The sequence below is a fragment of the Fusobacteriaceae bacterium genome, assembly GCA_031272775.1.
Taxonomy (GTDB): Bacteria; Fusobacteriota; Fusobacteriia; order Fusobacteriales; family Fusobacteriaceae; genus JAISST01.
In genome coordinates this window covers 13124-36038 of the sequence record JAISTB010000012.1, presented here as the reverse complement: position 1 = coordinate 36038, position 22915 = coordinate 13124, and the positions used below count along the sequence as shown (strand labels likewise).

24 protein-coding genes are annotated in these 22915 nt (G+C 53.8%); 12 read left to right on the top strand and 12 right to left on the bottom strand.

Annotated features, from left to right (window positions below):
- Window positions 1-17 precede the first annotated feature (17 nt).
- Genes LBQ97_03595 through LBQ97_03570 form a run of 6 tightly spaced genes read left to right on the top strand, consistent with a single transcriptional unit; the run spans window position 18 to window position 4841 of the window.
- Entirely contained in the window at window positions 18-761 is a 744-nt protein-coding gene (locus LBQ97_03595) for a hypothetical protein (GenBank protein ID MDR1831806.1), read from the top strand.
- 14 nt (window positions 762-775) lie between these two features.
- Window positions 776-1774: an ADP-glyceromanno-heptose 6-epimerase gene (rfaD, locus tag LBQ97_03590; protein ID MDR1831805.1), complete on the top strand. Its 999-nt coding sequence runs from the start codon at window positions 776-778 to the stop codon at window positions 1772-1774.
- Window positions 1775-1785: 11 nt separating this feature from the next.
- Complete coding sequence (locus LBQ97_03585) at window positions 1786-2604, top strand: undecaprenyl-diphosphate phosphatase (GenBank protein MDR1831804.1); 819 nt, start codon at window positions 1786-1788, stop codon at window positions 2602-2604.
- Between the two features lie 50 nt (window positions 2605-2654).
- The gene (locus LBQ97_03580) at window positions 2655-3353 is read left to right on the top strand and encodes a thymidylate kinase (GenBank protein MDR1831803.1); all 699 of its coding nucleotides are present in this window, start codon (window positions 2655-2657) and stop codon (window positions 3351-3353) included.
- Window positions 3354-3363: 10 nt separating this feature from the next.
- Window positions 3364-4401, top strand: a complete 1038-nt coding sequence (gene rseP / locus LBQ97_03575; protein MDR1831802.1) for an RIP metalloprotease RseP — start codon at window positions 3364-3366, stop codon at window positions 4399-4401.
- 11 nt (window positions 4402-4412) lie between these two features.
- Complete coding sequence (locus tag LBQ97_03570; GenBank protein ID MDR1831801.1) at window positions 4413-4841, top strand: DUF3842 family protein; 429 nt, start codon at window positions 4413-4415, stop codon at window positions 4839-4841.
- On the opposite strand, the gene LBQ97_03565 is transcribed toward LBQ97_03570, so the two are convergent.
- The gene (locus LBQ97_03565; GenBank protein MDR1831800.1) at window positions 4816-5736 is read right to left on the bottom strand and encodes a LysR family transcriptional regulator; all 921 of its coding nucleotides are present in this window, start codon (window positions 5734-5736) and stop codon (window positions 4816-4818) included. The genes LBQ97_03570 and LBQ97_03565 overlap by 26 nt on opposite strands.
- 367 nt (window positions 5737-6103) lie before the next feature.
- On the opposite strand from LBQ97_03565, the gene LBQ97_03560 reads away from it, so the two are divergent.
- A complete protein-coding gene (locus tag LBQ97_03560) occupies window positions 6104-6508 on the top strand; it encodes a MaoC family dehydratase (protein ID MDR1831799.1) in 405 nt (134 codons plus the stop codon).
- Between the two features lie 56 nt (window positions 6509-6564).
- Here the strand turns inward: LBQ97_03560 and LBQ97_03555 are convergent, their stop codons facing one another.
- The 7 genes from LBQ97_03555 to LBQ97_03525 all read right to left on the bottom strand — a co-directional run bounded on the left by LBQ97_03555 (window position 6565) and on the right by LBQ97_03525 (window position 13495).
- The gene (locus LBQ97_03555; GenBank protein MDR1831798.1) at window positions 6565-6879 is read right to left on the bottom strand and encodes a PLD nuclease N-terminal domain-containing protein; all 315 of its coding nucleotides are present in this window, start codon (window positions 6877-6879) and stop codon (window positions 6565-6567) included.
- A gap of 9 nt (window positions 6880-6888) precedes the next feature.
- Window positions 6889-8187, bottom strand: a complete 1299-nt coding sequence (locus tag LBQ97_03550; protein MDR1831797.1) for a 4-hydroxybutyrate CoA-transferase — start codon at window positions 8185-8187, stop codon at window positions 6889-6891.
- Between the two features lie 33 nt (window positions 8188-8220).
- Window positions 8221-9009, bottom strand: coding sequence for an SDR family NAD(P)-dependent oxidoreductase (locus LBQ97_03545; protein MDR1831796.1), 789 nt, complete (start codon window positions 9007-9009; stop codon window positions 8221-8223).
- Between the two features lie 70 nt (window positions 9010-9079).
- Window positions 9080-10015 (bottom strand): hypothetical protein, encoded by a 936-nt coding sequence (locus LBQ97_03540; GenBank protein ID MDR1831795.1) that lies wholly within the window; start codon window positions 10013-10015, stop codon window positions 9080-9082.
- Window positions 10015-10890, bottom strand: a complete 876-nt coding sequence (locus LBQ97_03535; GenBank protein MDR1831794.1) for an RluA family pseudouridine synthase — start codon at window positions 10888-10890, stop codon at window positions 10015-10017. Before LBQ97_03535 ends, LBQ97_03540 begins: the two co-directional genes overlap by 1 nt.
- Window positions 10890-11237 (bottom strand): hypothetical protein, encoded by a 348-nt coding sequence (locus LBQ97_03530; GenBank protein MDR1831793.1) that lies wholly within the window; start codon window positions 11235-11237, stop codon window positions 10890-10892. The genes LBQ97_03535 and LBQ97_03530 overlap by 1 nt, the downstream gene beginning before the upstream one ends.
- Window positions 11237-13495, bottom strand: coding sequence for a hypothetical protein (locus LBQ97_03525; GenBank protein ID MDR1831792.1), 2259 nt, complete (start codon window positions 13493-13495; stop codon window positions 11237-11239). Before LBQ97_03525 ends, LBQ97_03530 begins: the two co-directional genes overlap by 1 nt.
- Window positions 13496-13641: 146 nt before the next feature.
- Here LBQ97_03525 and LBQ97_03520 point away from each other — a divergent pair, with 146 nt between their 5' ends.
- From LBQ97_03520 to spoVG, 5 genes are all read left to right on the top strand, one after another.
- A complete protein-coding gene (locus LBQ97_03520; protein MDR1831791.1) occupies window positions 13642-14829 on the top strand; it encodes a galactokinase in 1188 nt (395 codons plus the stop codon).
- Window positions 14816-16345, top strand: a complete 1530-nt coding sequence (locus LBQ97_03515; GenBank protein ID MDR1831790.1) for a UDP-glucose--hexose-1-phosphate uridylyltransferase — start codon at window positions 14816-14818, stop codon at window positions 16343-16345. The genes LBQ97_03520 and LBQ97_03515 overlap by 14 nt, the downstream gene beginning before the upstream one ends.
- A 27-nt stretch (window positions 16346-16372) precedes the next feature.
- Window positions 16373-17362, top strand: a complete 990-nt coding sequence (galE, locus tag LBQ97_03510; protein MDR1831789.1) for a UDP-glucose 4-epimerase GalE — start codon at window positions 16373-16375, stop codon at window positions 17360-17362.
- Window positions 17363-17465: 103 nt separating this feature from the next.
- Complete coding sequence (ispE, locus tag LBQ97_03505; protein ID MDR1831788.1) at window positions 17466-18329, top strand: 4-(cytidine 5'-diphospho)-2-C-methyl-D-erythritol kinase; 864 nt, start codon at window positions 17466-17468, stop codon at window positions 18327-18329.
- 41 nt (window positions 18330-18370) lie between these two features.
- A complete protein-coding gene (spoVG, locus tag LBQ97_03500; GenBank protein ID MDR1831787.1) occupies window positions 18371-18688 on the top strand; it encodes a septation regulator SpoVG in 318 nt (105 codons plus the stop codon).
- Between the two features lie 66 nt (window positions 18689-18754).
- Here spoVG and LBQ97_03495 read toward each other — a convergent pair whose 3' ends face one another.
- Genes LBQ97_03495 through LBQ97_03480 form a run of 4 tightly spaced genes read right to left on the bottom strand, consistent with a single transcriptional unit; the run spans window position 18755 to window position 22914 of the window.
- Complete coding sequence (locus tag LBQ97_03495; GenBank protein MDR1831786.1) at window positions 18755-19885, bottom strand: hypothetical protein; 1131 nt, start codon at window positions 19883-19885, stop codon at window positions 18755-18757.
- Window positions 19886-19896: 11 nt separating this feature from the next.
- Window positions 19897-20940 carry a C45 family peptidase gene (locus LBQ97_03490; protein ID MDR1831785.1) on the bottom strand — a complete coding sequence of 348 codons (1044 nt, stop codon included), beginning with the start codon at window positions 20938-20940 and terminating at the stop codon, window positions 19897-19899.
- A 20-nt stretch (window positions 20941-20960) separates the two neighbouring features.
- Complete coding sequence (locus LBQ97_03485; protein MDR1831784.1) at window positions 20961-21923, bottom strand: ATP-binding cassette domain-containing protein; 963 nt, start codon at window positions 21921-21923, stop codon at window positions 20961-20963.
- On the bottom strand, window positions 21916-22914 hold the full coding sequence (locus LBQ97_03480; GenBank protein MDR1831783.1) for an ABC transporter ATP-binding protein: 999 nt from the start codon (window positions 22912-22914) through the stop codon (window positions 21916-21918). Before LBQ97_03480 ends, LBQ97_03485 begins: the two co-directional genes overlap by 8 nt.
- Window position 22915: the final 1 nt, after the last annotated feature.

The following is a 22915-nucleotide window of genomic DNA, read 5'->3' as shown; positions in this document are numbered from 1 at the left end:
TGTTACGAGGAGGTAACATGAAAAAAATTTTATTGGCATTGGTAATGGCGGCGTCCATCGTCTCCTTCGGCGGAATTTTCTCAAATTCCGACCCCGCGGAACTGCGATATGCCCTGACCTACGCGGACGCGAAGAACTGGGACAAGACCATCGACAAGATCATCCGGCAGGAGGCTTATATCGACGACTGGTACGGTGAAGACGGTCCGATATTGTATTTACGGAAATCCGGCATCATGAAGGAAAAGGAATTCCAATTCCTGATGTCCCTGAGCCAGAAAGACGAATATCAGATCTCTTCCGACGATTTCAAGGAATTCGTTGATCTTGTGGACAAGTACCGGAAAAAGATGCCCCGGACCTTCAGCCTCAAGAACGAAAACATCAAGGATCCCGCGGGTCTCGCCAAGACCATGGTCCTCGAGGGAAGCGTCGCGACCTACAAAAATCCCTCGTCCCATATCCGGCAGATCGCCGATCCCAAGGACTGGTCGACTCTCGTGGCCTTTTCCAAGAAACGGGATTTCACGAAAAAGGAAGTCAAAGAACTGCGGAAGATCCTGAACGATCTGCTGAAAAAAGACGCCCTCTTTGACGCCGATTCCTGGTACCACAAGGAAGTCTCCGCCCGGGTAAAGACCCTCGATGAGCTGAATAAAGGCCTTGGCGTAGGGAAACGGGAGCGGAACAACATCAACGCCAAAGCGCTTTATGTGGCTTATCCCGAATTTCTCTCCAGACCCGACCGCTGGGGCAAATAAGGATCGCGGCTAACATGATCCTTGTAACGGGAGCGGCGGGATTTATCGGAAGCGCCTTTGTCTGGAAGCTCAACCGGGAAGGCTGCGGCGATATTCTTCTGGCCGACAAGCTCCGCAGCGACGACAAATGGCTGAACTTGCGAAAACGGGACTACGCCGGGTGGATAGACAAAGACAGGCTCTTTGACTGGCTGGAAGACACGGAAAACGCCGGGTCTGTGGAGGCTGTCGTCCACATGGGCGCCTGCTCGTCGACGACGGAGCGGGACGCCGATTTTCTCATGGAAAATAACTCCGAATATACGAAAAAGCTCTGGATCTTCGCGACAAAAGCGCGGATTCCCTTTCTCTACGCCTCTTCGGCGGCGACCTACGGCGCGGGAGAATCGGGCTACAACGACGAAGGGACGGCGGCGGAACTCCATAAACTCATGCCCATGAACAAATACGGCTGGTCGAAGAAGATCTTTGACGACTGGGCCCTCAAGCAGACGGAAACGCCCCCCAAATGGGCGGGGCTCAAATTTTTCAATGTCTACGGCCCCCAGGAGTACCACAAGGGGCGCATGGCCTCCATGGTCTTTCACGCCTTCAATCAATTTCGCGACAGCGGAAACGTGCGGCTTTTCATGTCCCACAAGAAAGAGTACGCCGATGGCGGACAGTTGCGGGACTTCGTTTATGTAAAAGACGTGGTCGATATCCTGTACTGGATGCTGACCTCCCCTTTCCCCTCGGGCATTTACAACCTCGGGACCGGGAAGGCGCGCTCCTTCCTCGACCTGGCGCTGGGCGCGGTCCGGGTGGCCGCGGGAAATCCGGCCCTTTCGGAAAAGGACGTCATTCGCTACATCCCCATGCCCGATGATTTACGGGAAAAATACCAGTATTTCACCGAGGCGAAAATGGAAAAGCTGAGAAAAGCGGGCTATTCCAAAGACTTTACTTCCCTTGAGGAGGGCGTTCGCGACTATGTGGCGAACTACCTCGCGACGGAAGATCCTTACTTGTAGGAGAACGCAATATGAACCCGATTATCCTGATTTTTCTCCTTTCGGTATTGGAAGGACTGACGGAATTCCTGCCGATCAGCAGCACCGGCCACATGATCATTTTCGGGAGCCTTTTCGCGAAAGGGCTCCTTTCCAAACATTTTATGGACAATTTTCTCGTGGTCGTCCAACTGGGACCGATCCTGGCGGTCGTCCTGTATTTCTGGCCCGTCCTCAATCCCTTTACGCGGGATCCGGACACGCTGAAAAAGCGCTTCCTGCTCTATGTCAAGCTGGGGGTTGCCCTGATCCCCACGGTCATCGCGGGCCTCTTTCTCGAAAATATTATTTCCGATTACTTCATGGACAACGTCTTTGTGGTGGCCGCGGCTTTGGTTTTTTACGGCGTTCTGTTTTTGATTCCGGAAAGCGCTCTTTGCGGCAAATCCGACCCGATTTCCGCTACGGAAAACCTGAGCTGGTCGAAGGCATTTGCCATCGGCCTTTTCCAGTGTCTCGCCCTCGTTCCGGGCACGTCCCGTTCGGGATCCACGATCCTTGGGGGACTTTTTCTGGGCCTTTCCAAGCAATGCGCGGCGGAATTTTCCTTTCTGCTGGCGATCCCCACCATGTTTGGCGCGACGGGCCTGAAGTTGGTCAAAAACGGGCTTTCCTTTTCGGGCGCCGAGTGGGCCTTTCTTCTTTTCGGAAACGTCGTTTCCTTTGCGGTCGCCTGGATCGTCATCAAATGGCTGATGGCCTACCTCAAGAAAAAAAGCTTCCGGATTTTCGGCGTCTATCGGATCGTTCTCGGCGCCGCGGTTTTGCTTTTTACGCTGTTCGGTAAATAAAATAGACTTATTTTGTATAATTTTACGTAATCTAACCGGAGGGAGGCCCCATGGGAAAAATCATCGTTATCGAAGGAACGGACGCCAGCGGCAAGGAAACTCAGACGGCGCGCCTGTTTGAAGCGCTCGTTTCCCGGGGAACGCGCGTCCGGAAAATTTCCTTTCCCAATTACGGCGCTCCCGCCTGCGCTCCCGTGGAATTCTATCTCTCGGGGGGCTTTGGCGAAGACCCGCTCCGGATCAATCCCTATCCGATCTCGGCCATGTACGCCATCGACCGCTACGCTTCCTACCAGACCGATTGGGGGGCTTTCTACCGCGAAGGCGGCGTCCTAATCACTGATCGCTACGTGACCAGCAACATGATTCACCAGGGCGGGAAAATCAGTGATCCGGACGAAAAACAACGGTATTTTGAGTGGTTGGAAGATCTGGAATACGAAAAAATGGGGATTCCCCGTCCAGACTTGGTGATCTTCCTCAATATGCCGGTATCCGTGGGCATACAACTGATGAAAGCCCGTCAAAATAAAATGACCGGCGGGAAATCCCCCGACATTCACGAAAAAAGTCCCGACTATCTCCAAAAAGCCCATGACACCGCTTGCGAAGTCGCGAGACGCTACGGTTGGAGAGAAATCCGCTGTGTGCGCGGGAATTCCGAAGGCCCCGGAGCGGAAATGCGGGCCCTGAAAAGCGTCGAAGACATCGGAAACGAGATCCTGACCATGGTTCGGGAGCTCTTGTAAAGGAGAATCTATGCATATCTTTCAATTCCTGATCGCCGTCCTCATTCTGGGCGTCTTGGTCTTCGTCCATGAACTCGGTCATTTCGTGACCGCAAAACTGGCCGGAATGCCGGTCGCGGATTTTTCCATCGGCATGGGGCCCGTGGTGGTCGCCTTCGGCCGCGCGGACACGACCTACTCGCTGAGGGCCATCCCCGTCGGCGGTTCCGTCGCCATCGAAGGCATGGACCTCGACAGCGACAAGGAGGACGGTTTCAATAAAAAAGGCCCCTTCGCCCGGATCGTGGTCCTAAGCGCGGGCGTCTTCATGAATTTTCTCTTTTCGATCATTGTCCTATTTTTGAGCGGCGTCCTGATCGGCAAATATGTCACAAGTACGGAACCCGTCATCGGAGGCGTGCTTCCGGTAAGCCACGCCAACATATTCCTGCGCCCGGGGGACCGGATTCTCTCGATTAACGGCGCTCCGGTCGACGTCTGGAGCGACATCAGCAAAAATGTGCGAAAAAACGCGGCGGAAAAGATTTTGACGCTGCGCCTCGAATATCTGCGGGAAGGACAAAAACAGGCGGCCGACATTCCCCTGACCGAACTTCCCGAATCGGGGGACTTTGTGCTGGGCGTCACTTCTCAATCGGTAAAAGTGAATTTAAGCCCGAAAGAAAGCTTTATCCGCAGCCTTACGCTCACCCGGGACATCTTTTTCAATATCTTCCGGGGCCTGGGCAGTCTCGTCCGGGGGAAGGTCAAAAAAGAAGAGGTGTCCGGTCCCATAGGCATCGTGCGCCAGATCGGGCAATGGTCCGAAGACGGCGTCGGTACGCTCCTGTTCTTTGCGGCCATGCTCTCGGTCAATCTGGGGATCATCAATCTCCTGCCGATTCCGGCCCTTGACGGCGGACGGATCCTCTTTGTCCTGCTGGAACTTTTGCATATCCGCGTCAATAAAAAAATCGAGGAGCGCATCCATTACGCGGGCTATTTTATGCTGCTGGCGCTGATTTTCCTGATCACGGTCAACGACGTGGTCAACATCTTCAAAGGTTAAGGAGGAAAGCCATGAATATCCTCGTGATTGACGGCATGGGCGGCGGCGTCGGGAAAGCCATCATCGAGCGGCTCCGGGCCGCGAAGGAAGACTGGATCATAACGGCCGTGGGGACCAATACGGCCGCCACATCGGCCATGCTCACGGCAGGCGCGCACCAGGCCGCGACCGGTGAAAACGCCGTAATTTACAACTGCGCCCGCGCCGATTGCATCATCGGCCCCATGGGGATTCTCCTCGCCAACGCCATGCTGGGCGAGATCAGCCCCGGGATAGCAAACGCCGTTTCCGCCAGCCAAGCAAAAAAGATCCTCGTCCCCACCACGCGCTGTAACGCCGTTGTCGTAGGGACCGCGGATCTTCCTTTGGCCAAATATCTCGATGAGATTCCCGCTATTTTGCGAAAACTTGATCCTATTTTCCCGCCAGGCTCGTATTGAGCTTGTTGAAATATTGCTCGTTTTCCCGTTCGCACATGTTGATGAACAGCTGCATGGGTTTCGAGATGTACTTGTCCTTTTTTGTAATCAGCGCGATATCCCATGGAAAGTCCGGATTTTTCAGGGTAAGCATCCGGATGTTTTTGGAGTTGTATTTCTTCGTAATGAGCCGCGGCAGGATCGTGATGCCGTGATCGAGGGAAACGAGCTCCACGAGATAGTCCCACTGGGAGCTTGTCGACGTGATCTTGGGTGAAAATCCGGCTTCGTTACAGGTCTCCAAAATCTTGTTGTGCAGCATGTAGGTCTCATTCAGGATCAGGAAATTGTCGTTCTTGAGGTCGGCGACGGAAATTTCCCCCCTGTCCGCCAGCGGATGGTTCTTGTTGACGACGGCCACCACGTCGGACGAAAAGACCGATTTTTTGTTGAAATTGTGGGACTGGAACGGCAGAATCACCACGCCGATATCCACCACCCCGTTTTCCACCGAAGTCTTGACGATGTTGGCCCCCACCTCAAGGATGTTCAGCTTGATGTCGCTGTACATATTTTTGAATTTGTGGGCGATCCGCGTGAAATATACCGTGCTGATCACCGGGGGCACCCCCACGTTGATGGTCCCCTTTTCCGAGTTCAGGCTCTCGTTCAGCCGGTCGAAGAGCTCCGTAATCGTCTTGAGCGTCGTATTTCCGTTTTCAAACAGGATCTCCCCCTCGGCGGTCAGCTTGAAGCTCTTGGAGCTTCTGTCAATGAGCTTCAGGTTCAGCTCGTTCTCGAACTGCTGGATAGACTTGCTGAGGGCCGACTGACAGACATATAAATTCTTCGAGGCCTTCGTAAAACTCTTGAGCCTCGCTACTTCCAGAAAATATTCCAATTGTCTCAGATTCATTTGTTCCACCTCCTAACGCCAAAACAGGCAAACGATCGTTAATCATATACGATTAATGTCCATGATACACCGCAGCTATATCATAGCATATTTTTCCGTAAAATTTAAGAGTAATCCTACTCCATTATAATACATTTTTTCGATAAAGTCAATGAATATTTATCATACAACTAATTTTCAATGCCGAATTTATGCTATTTTGTGTTTTATTTTTGCCATATTTCGGTGTTATCGATGAATTTCATTCATAAAAAGACTTGACATCCTCTGACAAAAGGTCTATAGTGTTGGTATAGAATGAAAATTAAGGAATCTCTCAATATTTCTTTTATCCAGTCAAGACCGATTCACCCAAAGGAGGAATCATATGAATTTCAATGAATTGCATGTCGGCCAGAAAGCCAGTGTTACCAAAACCATTACGGAAACCGACGTGATCCTGTACGCCGGCGTATCCCTGGACGTCAACCCCGCCCACATGGACGAATCCTATGCCTCCTCGACATTTTTCAAAAGACGGATTGCCCACGGCATGTTGTCGGCCGGCCTCATTTCGGCCGTGTTGGGGACGAAGCTCCCCGGCGAGGGGACCGTCTACCTGTCCCAGGAATTGGATTTTACCGCCCCTGTCTATTTCGGGGATACGATCACCGCAAAGGCGGAAGTGACTGAACTTATTCCCGAAAAAAAGCGGGTCATCCTGAGCACCGTCTGCACGAATCAGGACGGCAGGGAAGTCATCAAGGGGCGGGCCACCGTTTCCCACAAGTAATTCCCCGCGTATAAACGTTTCAATCAAAAGGGCCGCCCTCACGGGCAGCCCTTTTTCTACATCACGGTTTTCAGATAAGTGTTGAGGAAGAAGATTCCGAAAAAGATCAGGATGAAGATTGCGAAGAACAGAATACTGATCAGGGAGCCTTTCCCGACGGCCTCGGCCGTCCTCGGGTTCCCCTTGCGCCAGACGAACCAGAGGATCACGCCCACATAGGGGAAAAGCAGGCCGAGCAGCGCCCAGAGACAGCCGCCTCTGTCCTGCATCCGTCCGCTCTCTTCCCGTTTGAGTCGTTTGGCCTCTTCGGAAAGGGCTTCATTTCCCTTGACTACCGGCTCTTCGCTCATGTTTTTTTCGTTCTCCGCCATGCGTCCTCCCTAGAATTTTTCCGCGAATCTGTCCTCGTATTCCGCCTTGAGCGCATCCCGGAAATTGGGATGAGCGATACCGATGAGCTGTCTTGCCCGCTCCCGCAGTGAATTGAACTTGAGTTTGGCGACGCCGTATTCCGTCACCACGTAGTCGACGTCGACTCTTGTGGTCGTGACCGGCGTTCCCTCGCTTAGCCAGGGCACGATCTTCGAGATCGTATCGTTTTTGGCAGTCGAGGGGAAGGCGATAATGGATTTTCCGCCCTTGGAAAAGGACGCTCCGCGGACGAAATCCAGCTGCCCGCCGATGCCGCTGAACTGGGTCTTTCCCATGGCCTCGGCGCAGACCTGACCGTAGAGATCCACCTCCATGGCGGAGTTGATGGAAATCAGGTTGTCGTTTTGCCCGATGATCCGGGGGTCGTTGACATAGTCCACGGGCATCATCTGCACCATGGGGTTGTTATCGACAAAATCATAGAGCCGTCTGGTCCCGAAAAGGAACGTCACGACGAGCTTTCCCTTGTGAAAGTTCTTCCGCTGGCAGGTCACGACGCCCGATTCCACCAGATCCACGACGCCGTCGGAAAACATTTCCGAATGGATGCCGAGGTCCTTCTTGTCTTTGAGGAAGAGGAGCACGGCGTCGGGTATGGCGCCGATCCCCAATTGCAGCGTGTCGCCGTCGTTAATGAGGCTCGCGCAGTTTTTCCCGATGGCTTCCTCCACGGGGCCGATCTTGGCCTGGGGAACCAGAGGAATTTCTTCGTCATGCTCCACGATCATATCGAGCTGCGAAATGTGGATAAAATTGTCCCCCATGACTCTGGGCAGATATTTGTTGACTTGCGCGATTACCACTTTTCCGTGGTCCACAATGGCCCGGGCGTAATCGCAGGAGACGCCAAAACTGCAAAAGCCGTTTTTGTCCGGAGTCGAGAGGGAGATCAAGGCCACGTCGGGGATAAACTTTTCCCGCATGAGTTTGGGCGCCTGATAGAAGAAGCAGGGGGTGAAATCCCCGTATTTTCCGGTCATGGTCCTGCGGTTGGATCCGCCCACGAAGGGGGAATTGAAGCGGAAATGCCCCTTCATCTCGGGCTTGGAATAGCTCGAGGGCGTAAGGGCCACCCATTGTACCACTTCGACATTTTCCAGGGAGGCGGCGTTTTTGGCCATGGCCTCCACGAGGTAAGCGGGTTCGGACCCCGCGTGATGCAGGACGACCCGGTCGCCGGATTTGATTACTTTCACAGCTTCCTCAGCCGTTTTCAGTTTTGATTTGTACAGTTCCTTCCAATCCATATTGCTTTTTCCTCCAATTCGTTAAAGAATACCTTATACCGTTTCATAATGCTTGTTGAGGCTGTCCGCCTGATGAGCGGGGGTTACGATGATTTCCGGGATCTGGATATTTTCAGGCAAATTGACGACCCAGGCGATGGCTGTCGCGATATCTTCGGGCGTCAGGGCCTCGATGCCCGTGTAGACTTTCTTCGCTTTTTCCTTGTCGCCCTTGAAGCGCACAATGCTGAACTCCGTCTCCACGAGGCCGGGCTCGATGTTTGTGACCCGGATCGGCGTATCCATGAGATCGACCCGCAGTCCGTCGCTGATAAAGCGCACAGCGGCCTTGGTCCCGCAGTAAATGGCGCCGCCGCCGTAGGCGATGTTGCCCGCCACGGACCCGAGGTTGACGACGACCCCTTTGGCCTTCCGCGCCGCCATCTGAGGCACGACGGCCTTTGTCACATAGAGCAGCCCCTTGACGTTGGTATCGACCATCGCATCGATTTCTTCGACGCTGTTGAGGTAGACCTTGTCGGTCCCTAAGGCCAGCCCCGCGTTGTTGACGAGGATGTCGACGTCCTTCCATTCCGCCGGGAGACCGCCCAGTTTTTCAGCCACGGCCTTGGAATCTCGCACGTCCAGCGCGACCGGCAGCACTTTTACCCCGTAGGTTTTTGTGATTTCCGCCGAGAGATCCTTGAGGATCTGTTCCCTGCGGCCTGTGATGATGAGGTTTACGCCCAATTTTGCCAGCTCCGCGGCGCAGGCCTTGCCGATGCCCGACGTCGCTCCCGTGATGAGCCCGATTTTGCCTTTGACCAAACTGTTGGAATCCATGGTATCATCTCCCTTGAAATTCATTTTATCGTGTTCCCGCAATAGAAATTATAGCACAGAAGCGGGTCTTTTAAAACATTTTTTTCTTTTTCAGAAGCCAAATCAGAAAAATCATCAGCAGGACGCTGATTCCCGTGATCACATAGTAGCTGTACCGCCAGCTCAGTTCGGGCATGTTGGTGAAATTCATGCCGTACCAGGTGGCGATCAACGAGAGGGGGAGGCAAATAATCGTCACGACGCCGAAAAATTTCATCGTATTGTTCAGCGAATACTCGAGATAGGCTTCATAAGCTTCCCGCAAATGGACAAGATTTTCCGAGAGCACTTCGTTGTACTTGGAGAGCCTCAGGGCCTTGTTGGAAAAGATTTTGAAAAAGCGCAGATGTTCCAGTTGGAAAATATTGTTCTCATTGTCCTCGAGTTCTTCCCCGATATAAATCAACTGCTCATAAAAATGGTTCTGGACAACGAGCTCTTTTTTGATGATGAAGATATATTCGTTGAGGTTTTTGTATTCTTTTTTGAGGATCAAATCATCCTCGAGCTGGATGATCTTCGATTCCTGGGCGTCCAGGATACGGGTTCCGTTGACGATCAGGCTGTCCAGTACGCCGTAAATGATTTTTTCCAGCGTCGGGAGCCGTTTGAAGCGCTGGACCGACGCCTCAAACATCCTTTCAAGCTCGTCGGTGGTATCGAAGCATTTGACGAGCAGGAAGAAATTTTCCTTGATGAAGAAGGCCATGCGCTTTTCGGTCGCGTCGATATCATAAAAATTGAGAATGCTGATAAAACCGAAGGTATAACCGTCGTACTGCTCGAGCCCGATCCCGAAGTTTTCGGCCTCGGCCATGCAATGCAGAAAGGTCGCCTCGGCAAAACCGAAGGCTTGGTAGCGCTCCTTCAATTCGCCGGTCCCGATACAGCCTGCCACCAGCTCCTTTCCGTCGATTTCCTCCGCTTTGATCTCAAGGACGTCCTTGTCCCGAAAGCAATAATACATCAACCCTCCTCTGGGATCCACCGGCGCATGTCGGCCGGCAACCCGACTTCCGTTTTTTTTCTTTCCCCGCTTTCGGGGTCCGTCCATTCGCATTTGCAGGAATGGAGCATCTGCCGGCTGACCCGGGGGTCTTCGCCGCCGTAGAGCGTATCGCCGAGAAGCGGGTGGCCGAGAAGCGACAGATGGGCCCGGATCTGATGGGTCCGCCCCGTGAGCAGTTCCGCCCGGATCAACGTCAGATCCTCGGTTTCAAGGCGCTTGAGGACCGTAACCTGAGTGCGCGCCTCCTGCCCGCCTTCTTCGGGGGAAAGCCGCGTCCGTCTCAATTCCTCGCCGCGCCTTCCGATGGGGATGTCCACGAGAAACGCGTCTTCGGAGAGAATCCCTTTGACGAGGGCCTGATAAGTCTTTTTGACCTCGCCCCGTTTTTGCAGGAAATTTTGTGTATAGGCGTTTTTGACCGCGATAATCAGCCCCGAGGTATTCATGTCGAGACGATTGAAAAAGCGCGGTACAAGGATCTTTCCGCTTGTTTTGAGAAAATAGCTGACGAGCCCGTTGGCCAGCGTCACGTCGACCTTTTTTTCCGTCGGGTGGACGACAATGCCGGGATCTTTATCGATGAGCAGCATATTTTTGTCTTCGTAGACGACCCGCAGAGGAATGTCGATAGGCGCAATGCCGGTCTCCTTTTCCCGTTCGACGACGATGACCCGGTTCAGCTTGCGGACCTCTTTTTCGAGGTTTTTGAGCTTTTTCCCGTTGACATAGATGTCCAGGCGCCGCAATCCCCGTCCCGAATAGCCCATGACCCGCTTCAAATAGCGGTCGATCTTGAAGCGGTCAAATTCCGGCGCTACGATCAGTTTGCGGATCATCGCGGCAACTCCTCGATATCTTCAGGTTCGGCGGCTTTCCGCCGCGGGGTCTCTTTTTCCCCGGGACTGTCCACGATCTCGATGTCGGGGATATCTTCATGGGGATCGAAGGGACGGCTCCTCTCTGTGTTCTGATTTTGGGTATTTCGTTCTGTTTTTGTATTATTCGGATAGCGAAAGATGGTCCAATTCTTATTTTTGACGCCGAAAAGGATCAGCATTACGATAAAGGCCAGAAAAATCAGCATAAACATAAAAGAGCCGAGGATAAAGCGCCTGAAAAAGGGGCTTGTAAACAAGAGCAGGACTATGGCCAGCCAAAACAGGGTTTTTCCGTTTTTCATTACAGGTTTTCCTCCGTTTCTTCCGTATCCGGAATTTCCGCGGACGCTTCCGCCGTTCCCGCCGGACTCAGGGGAAATTCGGACGCCGACCAGGGAAAGAGCGACTTTCGTTCAAGGACCTGTACGTCGTCCCGGTAGGTCAGTTCCTTTTCCCAGAGACCGTCCTCCGAGAAAAAGACCCAGGTTCCGTTCCGCTTTCCGTCCTTGTACCAGGCGAGGATTTGCAAATCTCCCGTGTGGGTGTAGTATTTCCAGGCGCCGTCTTTCTTTCCGCCCTTGTACTGCCCGATTTCCATGATGACGCCGCCGGGATAATGTTCCGCAAAGGGCCCGTCGGGGATAGCGAGTTCCGGTTGGGCGCTTGTTTTCTCTTCTTCCGGCGGGACGGGATCCGCTCCCCGGTCCGGTTGATAGCCCTCCAGGGGGATGATCTTCCGGTCATTTTGGGTGACTTTGATTTCTTTTCCGTCTTTGTCAGTAAATTTCCAGCCCGAGAGGAGCTTGTCGGCCTTGAATTCGCCGGTGACGGTAACGCCTTCTTGGGGATACCGGCCTGTCCAGATCCCCTCTTTGGCGCCGCCGACATAGTTGATCTCCAGTTTCAAGGCGCCGGTTTCATCGTATTCCTTCCAGGTCCCGTCGGGCCGTGATTCTCCGTCATAAGCCCCTTCCCGCCGGAGGGTCCCGTCTTCATAGCGCTCCGTAAAGGGACCTATTTTCCTGCCGTTGACGTAAGGAACGGCGCTTTTTTCCCCGCCGTCCGCGTAATATTCCCGGACAAGGCCGTCGGGCTCGCCGCTTTTCCCCATGGGCTCTTCCCTCATGAGACTGCCGTCGGGAGAATAATATTTGAAAACGCCGGTCTTTTTGTCCTCAAGCCAGGCGCCCTCTTCTTTTGTTTTTCCGTTCTCATACCAGGAAAATGACGGCCCCGTCAGCTTTCCGGCTTTGTATTGCTTTTCTTCCTTCGGATTTCCGTTTTCATAATACAGACGTTGGGTCCCTTCGGGAAGGCCCGCCGCAAAGTTCGCCTCCCGGATCCGAACGCCGTTTTCCCCAAAATACTGCTGCAAGCCGTCTGGTTTCCCGTCTTTGAAGTTCTCTTCGGCTTCCTTCTTTCCGTCGCCGTACCACTTCGTCCATTTGCCTTCTTTGCGCCCGAGGACATAAGCGCCCTCCTCGGCGGCGATGCCGTCGGGATAATATTGTTTTTGCGGGCCGTCGAGGATACCCCCTTTGTAATTGGCCTCCCGGACGAGGACTTCGTTGTCGCCGTACCATTTGAAGGTCCCTTCGGCTTTTCCGTCGGCGTAATTTCCCTCAAAGGAAGGAAGTCTGTCCGCTTCCCGGAACATTTTGACCGGACCGTCGAGCCGACCCTTGTCGTTATAATTTTCGGCGGTCTTCAGGGTTCCGTTTTCATGATAATAGCTCCAGGGGCCGATTTTCAGGTCTTCGGTATATGTGCCCTCAACCATGGTATTGCCGTTTTCACAATAGCCCCGGACCGCGCCGTCCAGCTTCCCCTCGCGGTAATGCTCCGAGGCTTTGGGCTCGCCGTCGGGAAAATGGTACGTCCACTCGTCGTTCTTCAGCCCCGCCTTGTACGTCCCTTCGGCGAGAACATTGCCGTTGTCGTAATATCGCGTCCACAGGCCATCCCGGAGGCCCGCGGCGTAAGCGCCTTTTTCCTTGTCTTTTCCGTTTTCATAGAAAGACGCGCTTTCGGAAATCGGGACCCCGTTGTTGAAGAGCTCCCGGTGGCTCGCCACATTGCCCGGGTAGAACCATTCCCAGAGATTGTGTCGCTTTCCTTCCTGAAATTTTCCGCGCAAAAGCGGTTCTTTTTTCCGGTAATAGAGCGTAAATTCCCCCTCGGGGAGGTCATTTTTGAAAACGCCCGTCCCCCGGAGCGTCCCGCCGTAGTCATAGACTTTCCAGGGCCCTCCGCGCTTCCCGGAGAGATATTCCATTTCCAGTTCCTTTTTGCCGTTGTCGTAGTAGCGGATGTAACTACCGTGCAGGCGTCCGTCTTTGTACTCGGCCTTCAGGGCCGTATAACGCTTCCCTCCGGGCGTTTTTGCCGTTCGCCTCATGACGCCCGTATAGGGGACGTTTTTTTCCACATGATACATCAAGAGGGCTCCGTCCGTTTCCCGTTCCTCCAGATGAAACACTTTCCGGAAGCAACCGGCGGCAAGCAGAGCGCAAAGGGTCAGGACCAACAGTATGCAGCGTCGAATTCTCTTCTCTTTCATCATTGCCCCCCTGGTTTGATTTTTCTGAATATATTATATCATATTTTGACTTCAATAATATATATAAAATTTCTGTTGTTCTGAGCGGCGAATTGTATTATAATGTCTGTAATCCTTTGTGATCAAAAATGAAAAGGGGTGTGTCTATGATCCAAAAATTATTATCCGAATTTCAGAATTTTTTCGGCCATGAAGGGCAATTCGGCGTATACTTTGCCCCGGGGCGGGTCAACCTGATCGGGGAACATACGGACTACAACGGAGGGCACGCCTTCCCTTGTTCGCTGGATTTCGGCACTTACGGCGTCGTCAGGAGACGCCGGGACAAAAAATGCAGGCTGTTTTCACTGAACATCAAAAATTCTCCGCTGAAAGAATTCCGGGTCGATCAGCTTGAAAAGCAGGAAGGGGAAGGATGGTCGGCCTACGAAAAGGGCGTGGCCAAAATTTTCTCCGATCGCGGGTACCGGCTGGACAAGGGCTTTGACATGCTGATGTACGGCACGATTCCAAACGGCGCGGGGCTTTCGTCCTCGGCCTCGGTGGAGCTTTTGACGGCCGTTATTTTAAACGATCTGGGCGGATTTGAACTCCCGATGATTGAAATGGTCAAAATGGCTCAAATGGCGGAAAATACCTATGTGGGCATGCAGTGCGGCATCCTCGACCAGTTCGCCATCGGCATGGGGAAGGCCAAAAGCGCCATTCTCCTGGACTGCAACACCCTTGATTATACTTACGCGCCTCTTGACTTGAAAGACGTGGACATCATTATCGGCAACACCAATAAAAAGCGCGGGCTCGTTGATTCCAAATACAACGAGCGCAGAAAGTCCTGCGAGGAGGCCGTGAAACTGCTCAACAAGAAAGGCGTCAAAATCTCGTATCTCGGGGAACTTTCGGCAGAACAATTCGAAGACGTCAAAGGGTACATCAAAGATCCGGAAAAGTTGAAACGGGCCCGCCACGCGGTCTATGAAAACCTCCGGACCGTGACCGCCGTGGATCTTTTGCAAAAGGGGGATCTGGGGGGTTTCGGAAAATTGATGAACGAATCCCATGTGTCGCTCAGGGACGATTACGAAGTCTCCTGTCCCGAACTCGACGTCATGACGGAAGCGGCCTGGAACTGTCCGGGGACAATCGGCGCGCGGATGACCGGCGGCGGCTTCGGCGGCTGTACCGTAAACCTTGTGAAACACGCGGCGGCGCAGGAATTTATCCGGACCGTGGGGGAGACCTACCGGGAAAAGACCCCGCTGAGACCGGAATTTTACGTCGCTTCCATCGGCGACGGGGCGAAAAAAATCGGTGATTACCATGAAGATCTATGAAGAACTGGACCGCCTGTGCCGTTACGCGGAAAAAAACGGCCTGATCGCCGCGCCCGATGCAATTTACGTCAGAAATCGCCTGCTTTCGCTGTTTCGGCTCGAGGAATGGATAGATCCGCAAGAGGAAGCGGTCGACACCCCCGACCGGGCTCAGGAGACGCTTGACAGACTTTGCGATTACGCGGCGGAAAAAGGGCTGATCGAGGATACCCCCACGATCCGGGACATATTCGATACGGAAATTATGGGGATTCTGACGCCTTTTCCCTCGACGGTGACGTCCGCGTTTCAGGACATCCGGGCAAAATCGGGAATAGCCGCCGCGACCGAATGGTTTTACGCCTTTTCCCGCGCGACGAACTACATCCGGGTCGAGCGGATCGAAAAAAATCTTTACTGGCTGGCGCCGACGGAATACGGCGACCTTGAGATCACGATCAACCTTTCGAAACCCGAAAAGGATCCCCGGGATATCGCCCGGGAAAAGACCGCCGCGGCCAAATCCTACCCCAAATGCCTGCTCTGCTACGAAAATGTGGGCTACGGCGGCAGGATCAACCATCCGGCGCGGCAGAATCACCGGGCGATTCCCCTTTCGATAGACCCTGATCCCGCGGAAAAATGGTATCTGCAATATTCCCCGTACATTTATTATAACGAGCACGCCATTGTCTTTTCCGGGGAACATCGGCCCATGGTCATCGACCGCAGGGCCTTCGAGCGAATTCTGCGCTTTGTGGGGGAGATTCCCCACTATTTTCTGGGCTCCAACGCCGATCTGCCCATTGTGGGCGGCTCCATTCTGACCCACGACCACTATCAGGGCGGAAACCATGAATTCCCCATGGCAAAGGCTCCCGTGGAGACCCCGCTGGCGTTTCAAGGCTACGAAGATATCGGCGGGGGGATTGTCAAATGGCCCATGTCCGTGATCCGTCTCAGGGGAGAAAATCCCGGCAGGCTGGCGGAACTGGCGGATAAGATCCTCGGCGCTTGGCGGGCCTGGAGCGATCCCGACTGCGACATTCTTGCCCGTACGGACGATACGCCCCACAATACGATTACGCCCATTGCCCGGCGGAGGGGAAAAGAGTACGAGCTGGACCTTGTCCTCCGGAACAACCGGACCACGGCGGAATTCCCGCTGGGGATTTTCCACCCCCACGCGGAAGTCCACAACATCAAGAAAGAAAATATCGGGCTCATTGAGGTCATGGGGCTGGCGGTCCTGCCGGGACGCCTGAAGGACGAGCTCGCCCTCGTGGGGAATTATCTCACGGAAAAGGACGGGCCCGCGAAAATCGAAGCGGATCCCCTCGTCGCCAAACACGCGGACTGGGCAAGGGACATTGTCGGAAGGCGACGGGATCTCGCGCCCGGTAATATCCGGGAAATCCTGCGGGAAGAGGTCGGCGGGACCATTCTCCGGGTTCTCGAATTTGCCGGAGTATACAAGCGGACGCCGGCGGGGCGGGAAGGTTTTTTAAAATTTATCCGGAATGTGAATCAAATCTGATCAAGCATGGCATAAAGAGGAGGAAAAATGGCAATATTGGTATGCGGCGGCGCGGGCTACATAGGCAGTCACGTCGTTCGGGCCCTTGTGGATGCGGGGGCGGAAGTGATCGTGGCGGACTCTCTGGTCACGGGCCACGCCGAGGCGGTCCATCGGGCGGCGAAGCTCTTTGTGGGAGACCTGCGGGACGGGGCTTTCATGGAGAAGCTCTTTTCGGCCGGTGAAATCGAAGGGGTCATCGACTTCGCGGCCTTTTCCCTCGTCGGCGAGAGCGTCACGGAACCCTTGAAATATTTCGAGAACAACTTTTTCGGGACCCTTTGTCTCCTGAAGCATATGAGGGCCCACGGCGTCAAAAAAATCGTGTTTTCTTCAACGGCCGCCACCTACGGAGAACCGGATCACATCCCGATCCTTGAAACGGACAGGACCTGTCCAACAAATCCCTACGGAGAAAGTAAATTATCTGTCGAAAAAATGTTGAAATGGTGTGACTTTGCCTATGGCATAAAATATAAAGTATTGCGGTATTTTAATGTCGCAGGGGCGCATCCTTCGGGAGAAATCGGCGAGGATCATTGTCCGGAAACCCATCTCATTCCCATCATTCTGCAAGTTGCTCTTGGGAAAAGAGACAAAATAAGTATTTATGGAGACGACTACCCGACGCCGGACGGCACATGTATCCGCGATTACATCCATGTCATGGATCTTGCGGACGCCCACATCCTGGCCATGAAACAACTGCAAAGCAACACGGAAAGCGATATCTACAACCTTGGCAACGGGGAGGGCTTTTCTGTAAAAGAGGTCATACAAATTGCGCGGAAAGTCACCGCACATCCGATCCCCGCGGAACATTCTCCAAAACGGCCCGGAGATCCGGCAAAACTCGTCGCCGGTTCGGAAAAAGCCCTGGAGAAATTGGGCTGGAAACCGCAATTTCAGCGGCTTGAGAGCATAATCGAGACCGCTTGGACCTGGCACAGCAAACATCCCGACGGTTACAAAAGGTAAAAAAAATTCGGGAAAATTCAAAAAAACGTTTGGAAAATTCTTCATTTAGTGGTAAAATATAGAAAATTATCTTGCCGACAAGAAGACCGGAGATGTGTGTTTTTTGTTAAAAGAATTTGTACAGCCCAACGCGAAGATCAACATCGGCTTAAATGTAATCGGACGACTTCCGACAGGTTACCACCAACTGGACATGGTTATGGCTCCGATTGGCATACAAGATAAACTGGAAATAAACATTTCTGACAAATCCGGTACACTGAAAATCAATACGAACAAAGATGACATTCCTACGGATCACAGAAACATCTTATACAAGGTCTACGAGTCTTTCTATACGGAGAGCGGACTGGAACGCAGAGAGACGGCCGTCTTCCTCGAAAAAATCATCCCCCATGAGGCGGGATTGGGCGGGGGAAGCGCCGACGGCGCCTTTTTCTTGAAAGTCCTGAACAAATACCACAATGATCATTTTTCGCCGGATGAGCTGGCGGCAATCGGATTGAAGACAGGCGCGGACATCCCCTTTTTCCTGCTGAACAAAACGGCAAGGGTCGGAGGGATCGGCGAGGTCCTGACCCCAGTCGTCAACAGGCTCAGACGCAAAATTCTCATCGTCAAGCCGCCCTTCGGGGTCTCGACAAGCGAAGCCTATCGCTTGAGCGGAACCCTTAAGGAAAAAAAAGCGGCGGATATCCCGGCAATCCTCCGGGGTCTCGCCGAAAACCGGCCGGATCTCGTCGACGGGGCCGTTCAAAATCAACTGGAACAGGGTTTACTGACCACAAACGAAAAGCTGGCCGCGTTTAAGCGGGAATTGGAAAAAACAGAGACTTACAGGTTTTTCATGTCAGGAAGCGGAAGCGCGTACTATGCCTTTGTCCCGGAGGATACCACGGAGGGAAAGATCGCAGAACTCAAGTACAAGTTAATTAATTGTGAAGTCTTTCTTTGCAATTTCTTATAAAGGATCTTTAATACTATGAAATAAGGGAAGGTGTGCGTGTGATGAGAATTACAGACGTTAGACTGAGAGCAGTCAAGAACGAAAATGAGCTGAAGTTGAAAGCCTACGCGGATGTCACATTCGAGGAATGTTTTGTGATCCACGGGCTGAAAATTATTGACGGCCAGAAAGGCATGTTTGTCGCTATGCCCTCCAGAAAGATGCCGGACGGGGAATACAAGGACATTGCGCATCCGATCACGCCCGAATTGCGAAAGGACATCACGGAAACCGTGATCGCCAAATATCAGGAACTGGTCGAGACAGGCGATCTTACTCCCGCCACCGCTACGATCGTAGCCGTGGCTCAGATCAATTGAACGGAAAATAAAAGCGCGTCAAGGAAAGCGGCGCGCTTTTTCTTTTGTCTCTTTTGGCGTTTCTCTCTATTCCCGCTCGAAATACAGCTCCCCTTCGAACAGATGTCTGGCCGTCCGGATCAGCGTCCCCATTTTTACGTTTTCGCCGCTGATCTCAAGAGGCACGGAAATACAGCCGGCGGGATGGCCGATCACGATTTTCCGGACAGGACCCGAGGGTTTTTCTTTCTCCGTAACGGCGTCGAGAACGGTCCCCGGGATGCAGGCGGCAGCCGCGGCGGCCACGGCGCCTCCGGCGGGAAAGGTCGGATGAAGGCCGGTAAAAATCGCCCGCGCGCAAAAATCCACGCCGGCTTCGACGACTTCTTCCCCCGTCGAGGTCCGGTACGTCGAGGACTTGGCGACTACGGCCAGGTGGGGGATGTAGGTCGAGCTGACCGCGGCTTCCTCCCAGTTTTTCACGAGTCCCAGGAGGGCGGCGGTCTTCCCGCGGATCATTTGCAGCAGGGTCATGGCGTCTTTTGTGATCTCTTCATTTCTGAGCTCCAGTCCCGTCATGCCCACATCGGCCGCCCGCACGACGGCGATGGGATTGACGCAGTCGATGACGGTCGCCTCCTTTTCCCCGAAGACCCCGCAATCGATCCGGTCCAGTTTATGCCCCGTGGGGAATAATTTTCCCGAATATCCTCCGCCCGGCGAGATAAAATCCAGCGTCACGGGGGAGCCGCTTTCGGCGAGACCGGGCAGAAGGACGTTTCCCGTCGCTTCCGCGCGGCCGTCTTTTACAAAAAATGTTGTCAGAAAGCATTTTTTTGTATTTACATTGTAAACTCGAAGTGTATTTTCTCCTTCCTTTACGGCCGCGAGACCGTGATCGGCGGCAAAGGGCCCCACGGCCGAGGACATATTTCCGCAGGTTCCCCTGTCGTCGGCAATGCCGGTGAGGTCATTCATCTGGAAAAAGTGATACTCCACGTCATATCCCGGCCGTCCGGAGGGGGAAATGACCGCGATTTTACTGGTGGGAAGCTGTTTCGGAAGCGCGCTTTTGGGGCCGCCCGTCCCGGGAGGGAGACCCAGGACGGCCTTGAATATGGCGTTCCATTCGTTTTTGTCGTCGGGAAGATTCTTTTTTTCGAAAAACACGGCCCGGCTTGTGCCGCCTCTGATGTAGGTAAAGGGAATCTTTCTCATCGCAAACACTCCTATAAGGCGTAACGCGCATAGTCGCCCTGACAGGGGGGACCCGCGCAAAACCACATTTCACAGTCTGTAAGATTCATGATCGCCGAGGAGACCGTAATCCGGTCCCGTACATAGGCGATGCCGCCGGGGTCGGGATGGGCGCAGATTGAGAGCGGGTGGTACTTGTGGTCGCGCATGCAGGTCATGACGTATTCCGAGGTGATCGCTCCCTTTTTCATCAGAAGAATCTCCCGGAGACGGGCGTCGCGATTCTTGGGTCTGTCCGTCAGGGCGTCCTTTCGGGGATCCACGACGAAGTGATTGGCGTGGGTCAAAAGGCCGTCGGTTTCCTCGATGGCGTCGACGCCGCCCGGATAAGTCTCATAGTCTCTGGCGTGACCGTAACCGTCGGCCACAAGCATATTGCAGGAGACGGTCCGTTTGGCTTTTTCGATCAGATCGCACGCTTCGTCAAAGGACTTTGCCTCCAGGAGCCGGCGGCGCAAAAAAGTAGCCGGAACGCCGATTCCGGGATTGTCTGTCACCGATTGCAGGTTGTTATTGACAAAGCCCACTTTGTATTGGTTGAAGCCGTCTCTGACGAGCTGCCCCGCTTCGGTGATCCCCCAGGCCTTGAACTCGGGCGTGTTGAAGTGCAGAAGCACCACATGGGGCAGAATGTGCGTGCTGTAGTCCCAATTTTTTACCAAAAATGTATTTTTTTTCGCCGTCGACTCCGGCAGTATAGCCGCCGTGGTGCATTCCGGCGTCTTGGGAAATTTGGAAATCTCGTAGCGGCAGTTGACGACCATGATCTCGGCCAGTGTCCGGCCGGATCCCGCGGCGATCCCCTTTGTCTCTTCCATCTGGATCGGCGTCTCCCCCGTCAGGCAGGCGACAAAATCCAGCGCGTAGCGCTCGAGGTCCGTGACTGTATAGCCTTCGTTTTGGAAGCGCTGATAATAGTGCGCTACGGCCAGATCGATCCATTTTTTCGCTTTTTTTCCGTATTCCACGCCCCGTTCGTAGGGCGCGGAGGCTGTGATTTCGATAACGGGATACATAATCACTCCTTTTTTCTGTTTTAGATGTTCCCCGCCCTGAGACAGGCGGTAAAATGACCCGGCTTCAGTTCCTTCAGCGGCGCGTTCCCTTCTTTGCAGGCGTTTTCGGCAAAGGGGCATCTGTCGGCGAAACGGCAACCCGGTTTGGGGTTGATGGGGCTTGTCACCTCGCCTTCGATGATATGAAGCGGCTTTCTGTGCTTCAGGCTCGCGATGGGAATGGAATTCAGAAGCGCCCTGGTGTAGGGATGGACGGGATTTGCAAAGAGCTCGTCCGTTTCGGCGAATTCCACGCACTGGCCGAGATACATGACCGCGATGTGGTTGCTGATGTGCTTGATGACCGAGAGGTCATGAGTGATAAACATATAGGTCAGGCCCATTTTCTCTTGAAGATCCATCATCAGATTGAGGATCTGGGCCTGGATCGAGACGTCAAGGGCCGATACGGGCTCGTCGCAGACAATAAACTCCGGATTTACCGCCAAGGCCCGGGCGATACCGATCCGCTGGCGTCTGCCGCCGTCAAGTTCGTGGGGATAGGTATTCACAAAGCGCTCGGCGAGGCCTACGGTCTCCATGAGCCGGTCGATGACCTCCTCCCGCTCCGCTTTGGTTTTTACCGTATGGCACACTTTCATGGGCTCGGCGATGATTTCGCTGACGGTCATCCGGGGATTGAGGGACGTAAAGGGATCTTGGAATATGATCTGCATTTTTTTCCGCATCTCGTTCATCCGATCCCGGCCCAATTGCAGGATGCTTTCGCCGTTGTAGAGGACGTCTCCGCCGGTCGGCTCCAAAAGCCGCAGGACGGTTCTCCCCAGCGTGGATTTCCCGCAGCCGCTTTCGCCCACGACGCCCAGCGTTTTTCCCTTGAAGATCTTGATGTTGACGCCGTCAACGGCGTGAAGCAGGCCGCGCTTGGTGGCAAAATATTTTTTCAGTTCTCTCGTTTCGATAAGCGGCGCAGGATTAGTCATTTTTCGCGCCTCCTTTGCTTTTTTGCTTCGCGTAAAGATGGCAGCGGATCATGTGATCGCCGAAAAAGAGCTCCTTGGGTTTCACAGTCTCGCAGATTTCCGTCCGGTGCGGACAGCGCTCGGCGAAGGCGCATCCCACAGGCAGGCTCGAGGGATCAGGCATCAGGCCGTCAATGGGACTGAGCCGCGCGGTCTTTTGCACGAGATCCGGGATGGAGCCGAAAAGGCCGTTGGTATAGGGATGCCGGAAATCCGTGTCGAAGATATCTTCCACAGGTCCGCTTTCGACGATTTCCCCGGCGTAGAGGATGGCGACCCGGGTGCAGACCTGGGCCACAACGCCCAGATCATGGGTAATGAGCAACATGGACGTCCCCAGCTGCTCTTTGAGGTCGTTCATCATTTTGAGGACCTGGGCCTGGATCGTCACGTCGAGGGCCGTCGTCGGTTCATCGGCCAAAAGCAGCCGGGGTCGACAGGCCAGAGCGATGGCGATCACGATCCTTTGTTTCATGCCGCCTGAAAATTGATGAGGATATTCGATTTTCCGCTCCGCGGGGATGCCGACCATTTCCATCATCTCATCGACTTTTTTCTCGATTTCCTCCCCTTTGAGGTCCGGGAAATGGAGCCTGACCACTTCCCCGATCTGGTCGCCCATGGTGTGGATGGGATTGAGGGCGCTCATGGGATCGGAAAAGATCATGGACATATCATTTCCCCGCATGGCGCGCATATCCGCTTCCGTCCGTCCTTTGAGCAGATCGACGCCGTCAAAGAGGATTTCCCCCTCTGTGACGAAGCCGACTTTTTCCGGCAGGAGCCGCATGGTCGAAAGGGCGATCGTGCTTTTCCCCGCGCCGGTTTCCCCGACGAGGCCCAGGCTCTCGCCTTTCCAGATATCGAGGGACACGCCGTTCAGCGCGTAAATATTGTCTTCGTCGGTTTTATACATCACATGCAAATTTTTGATTTCCAGTAATTTTTCCATA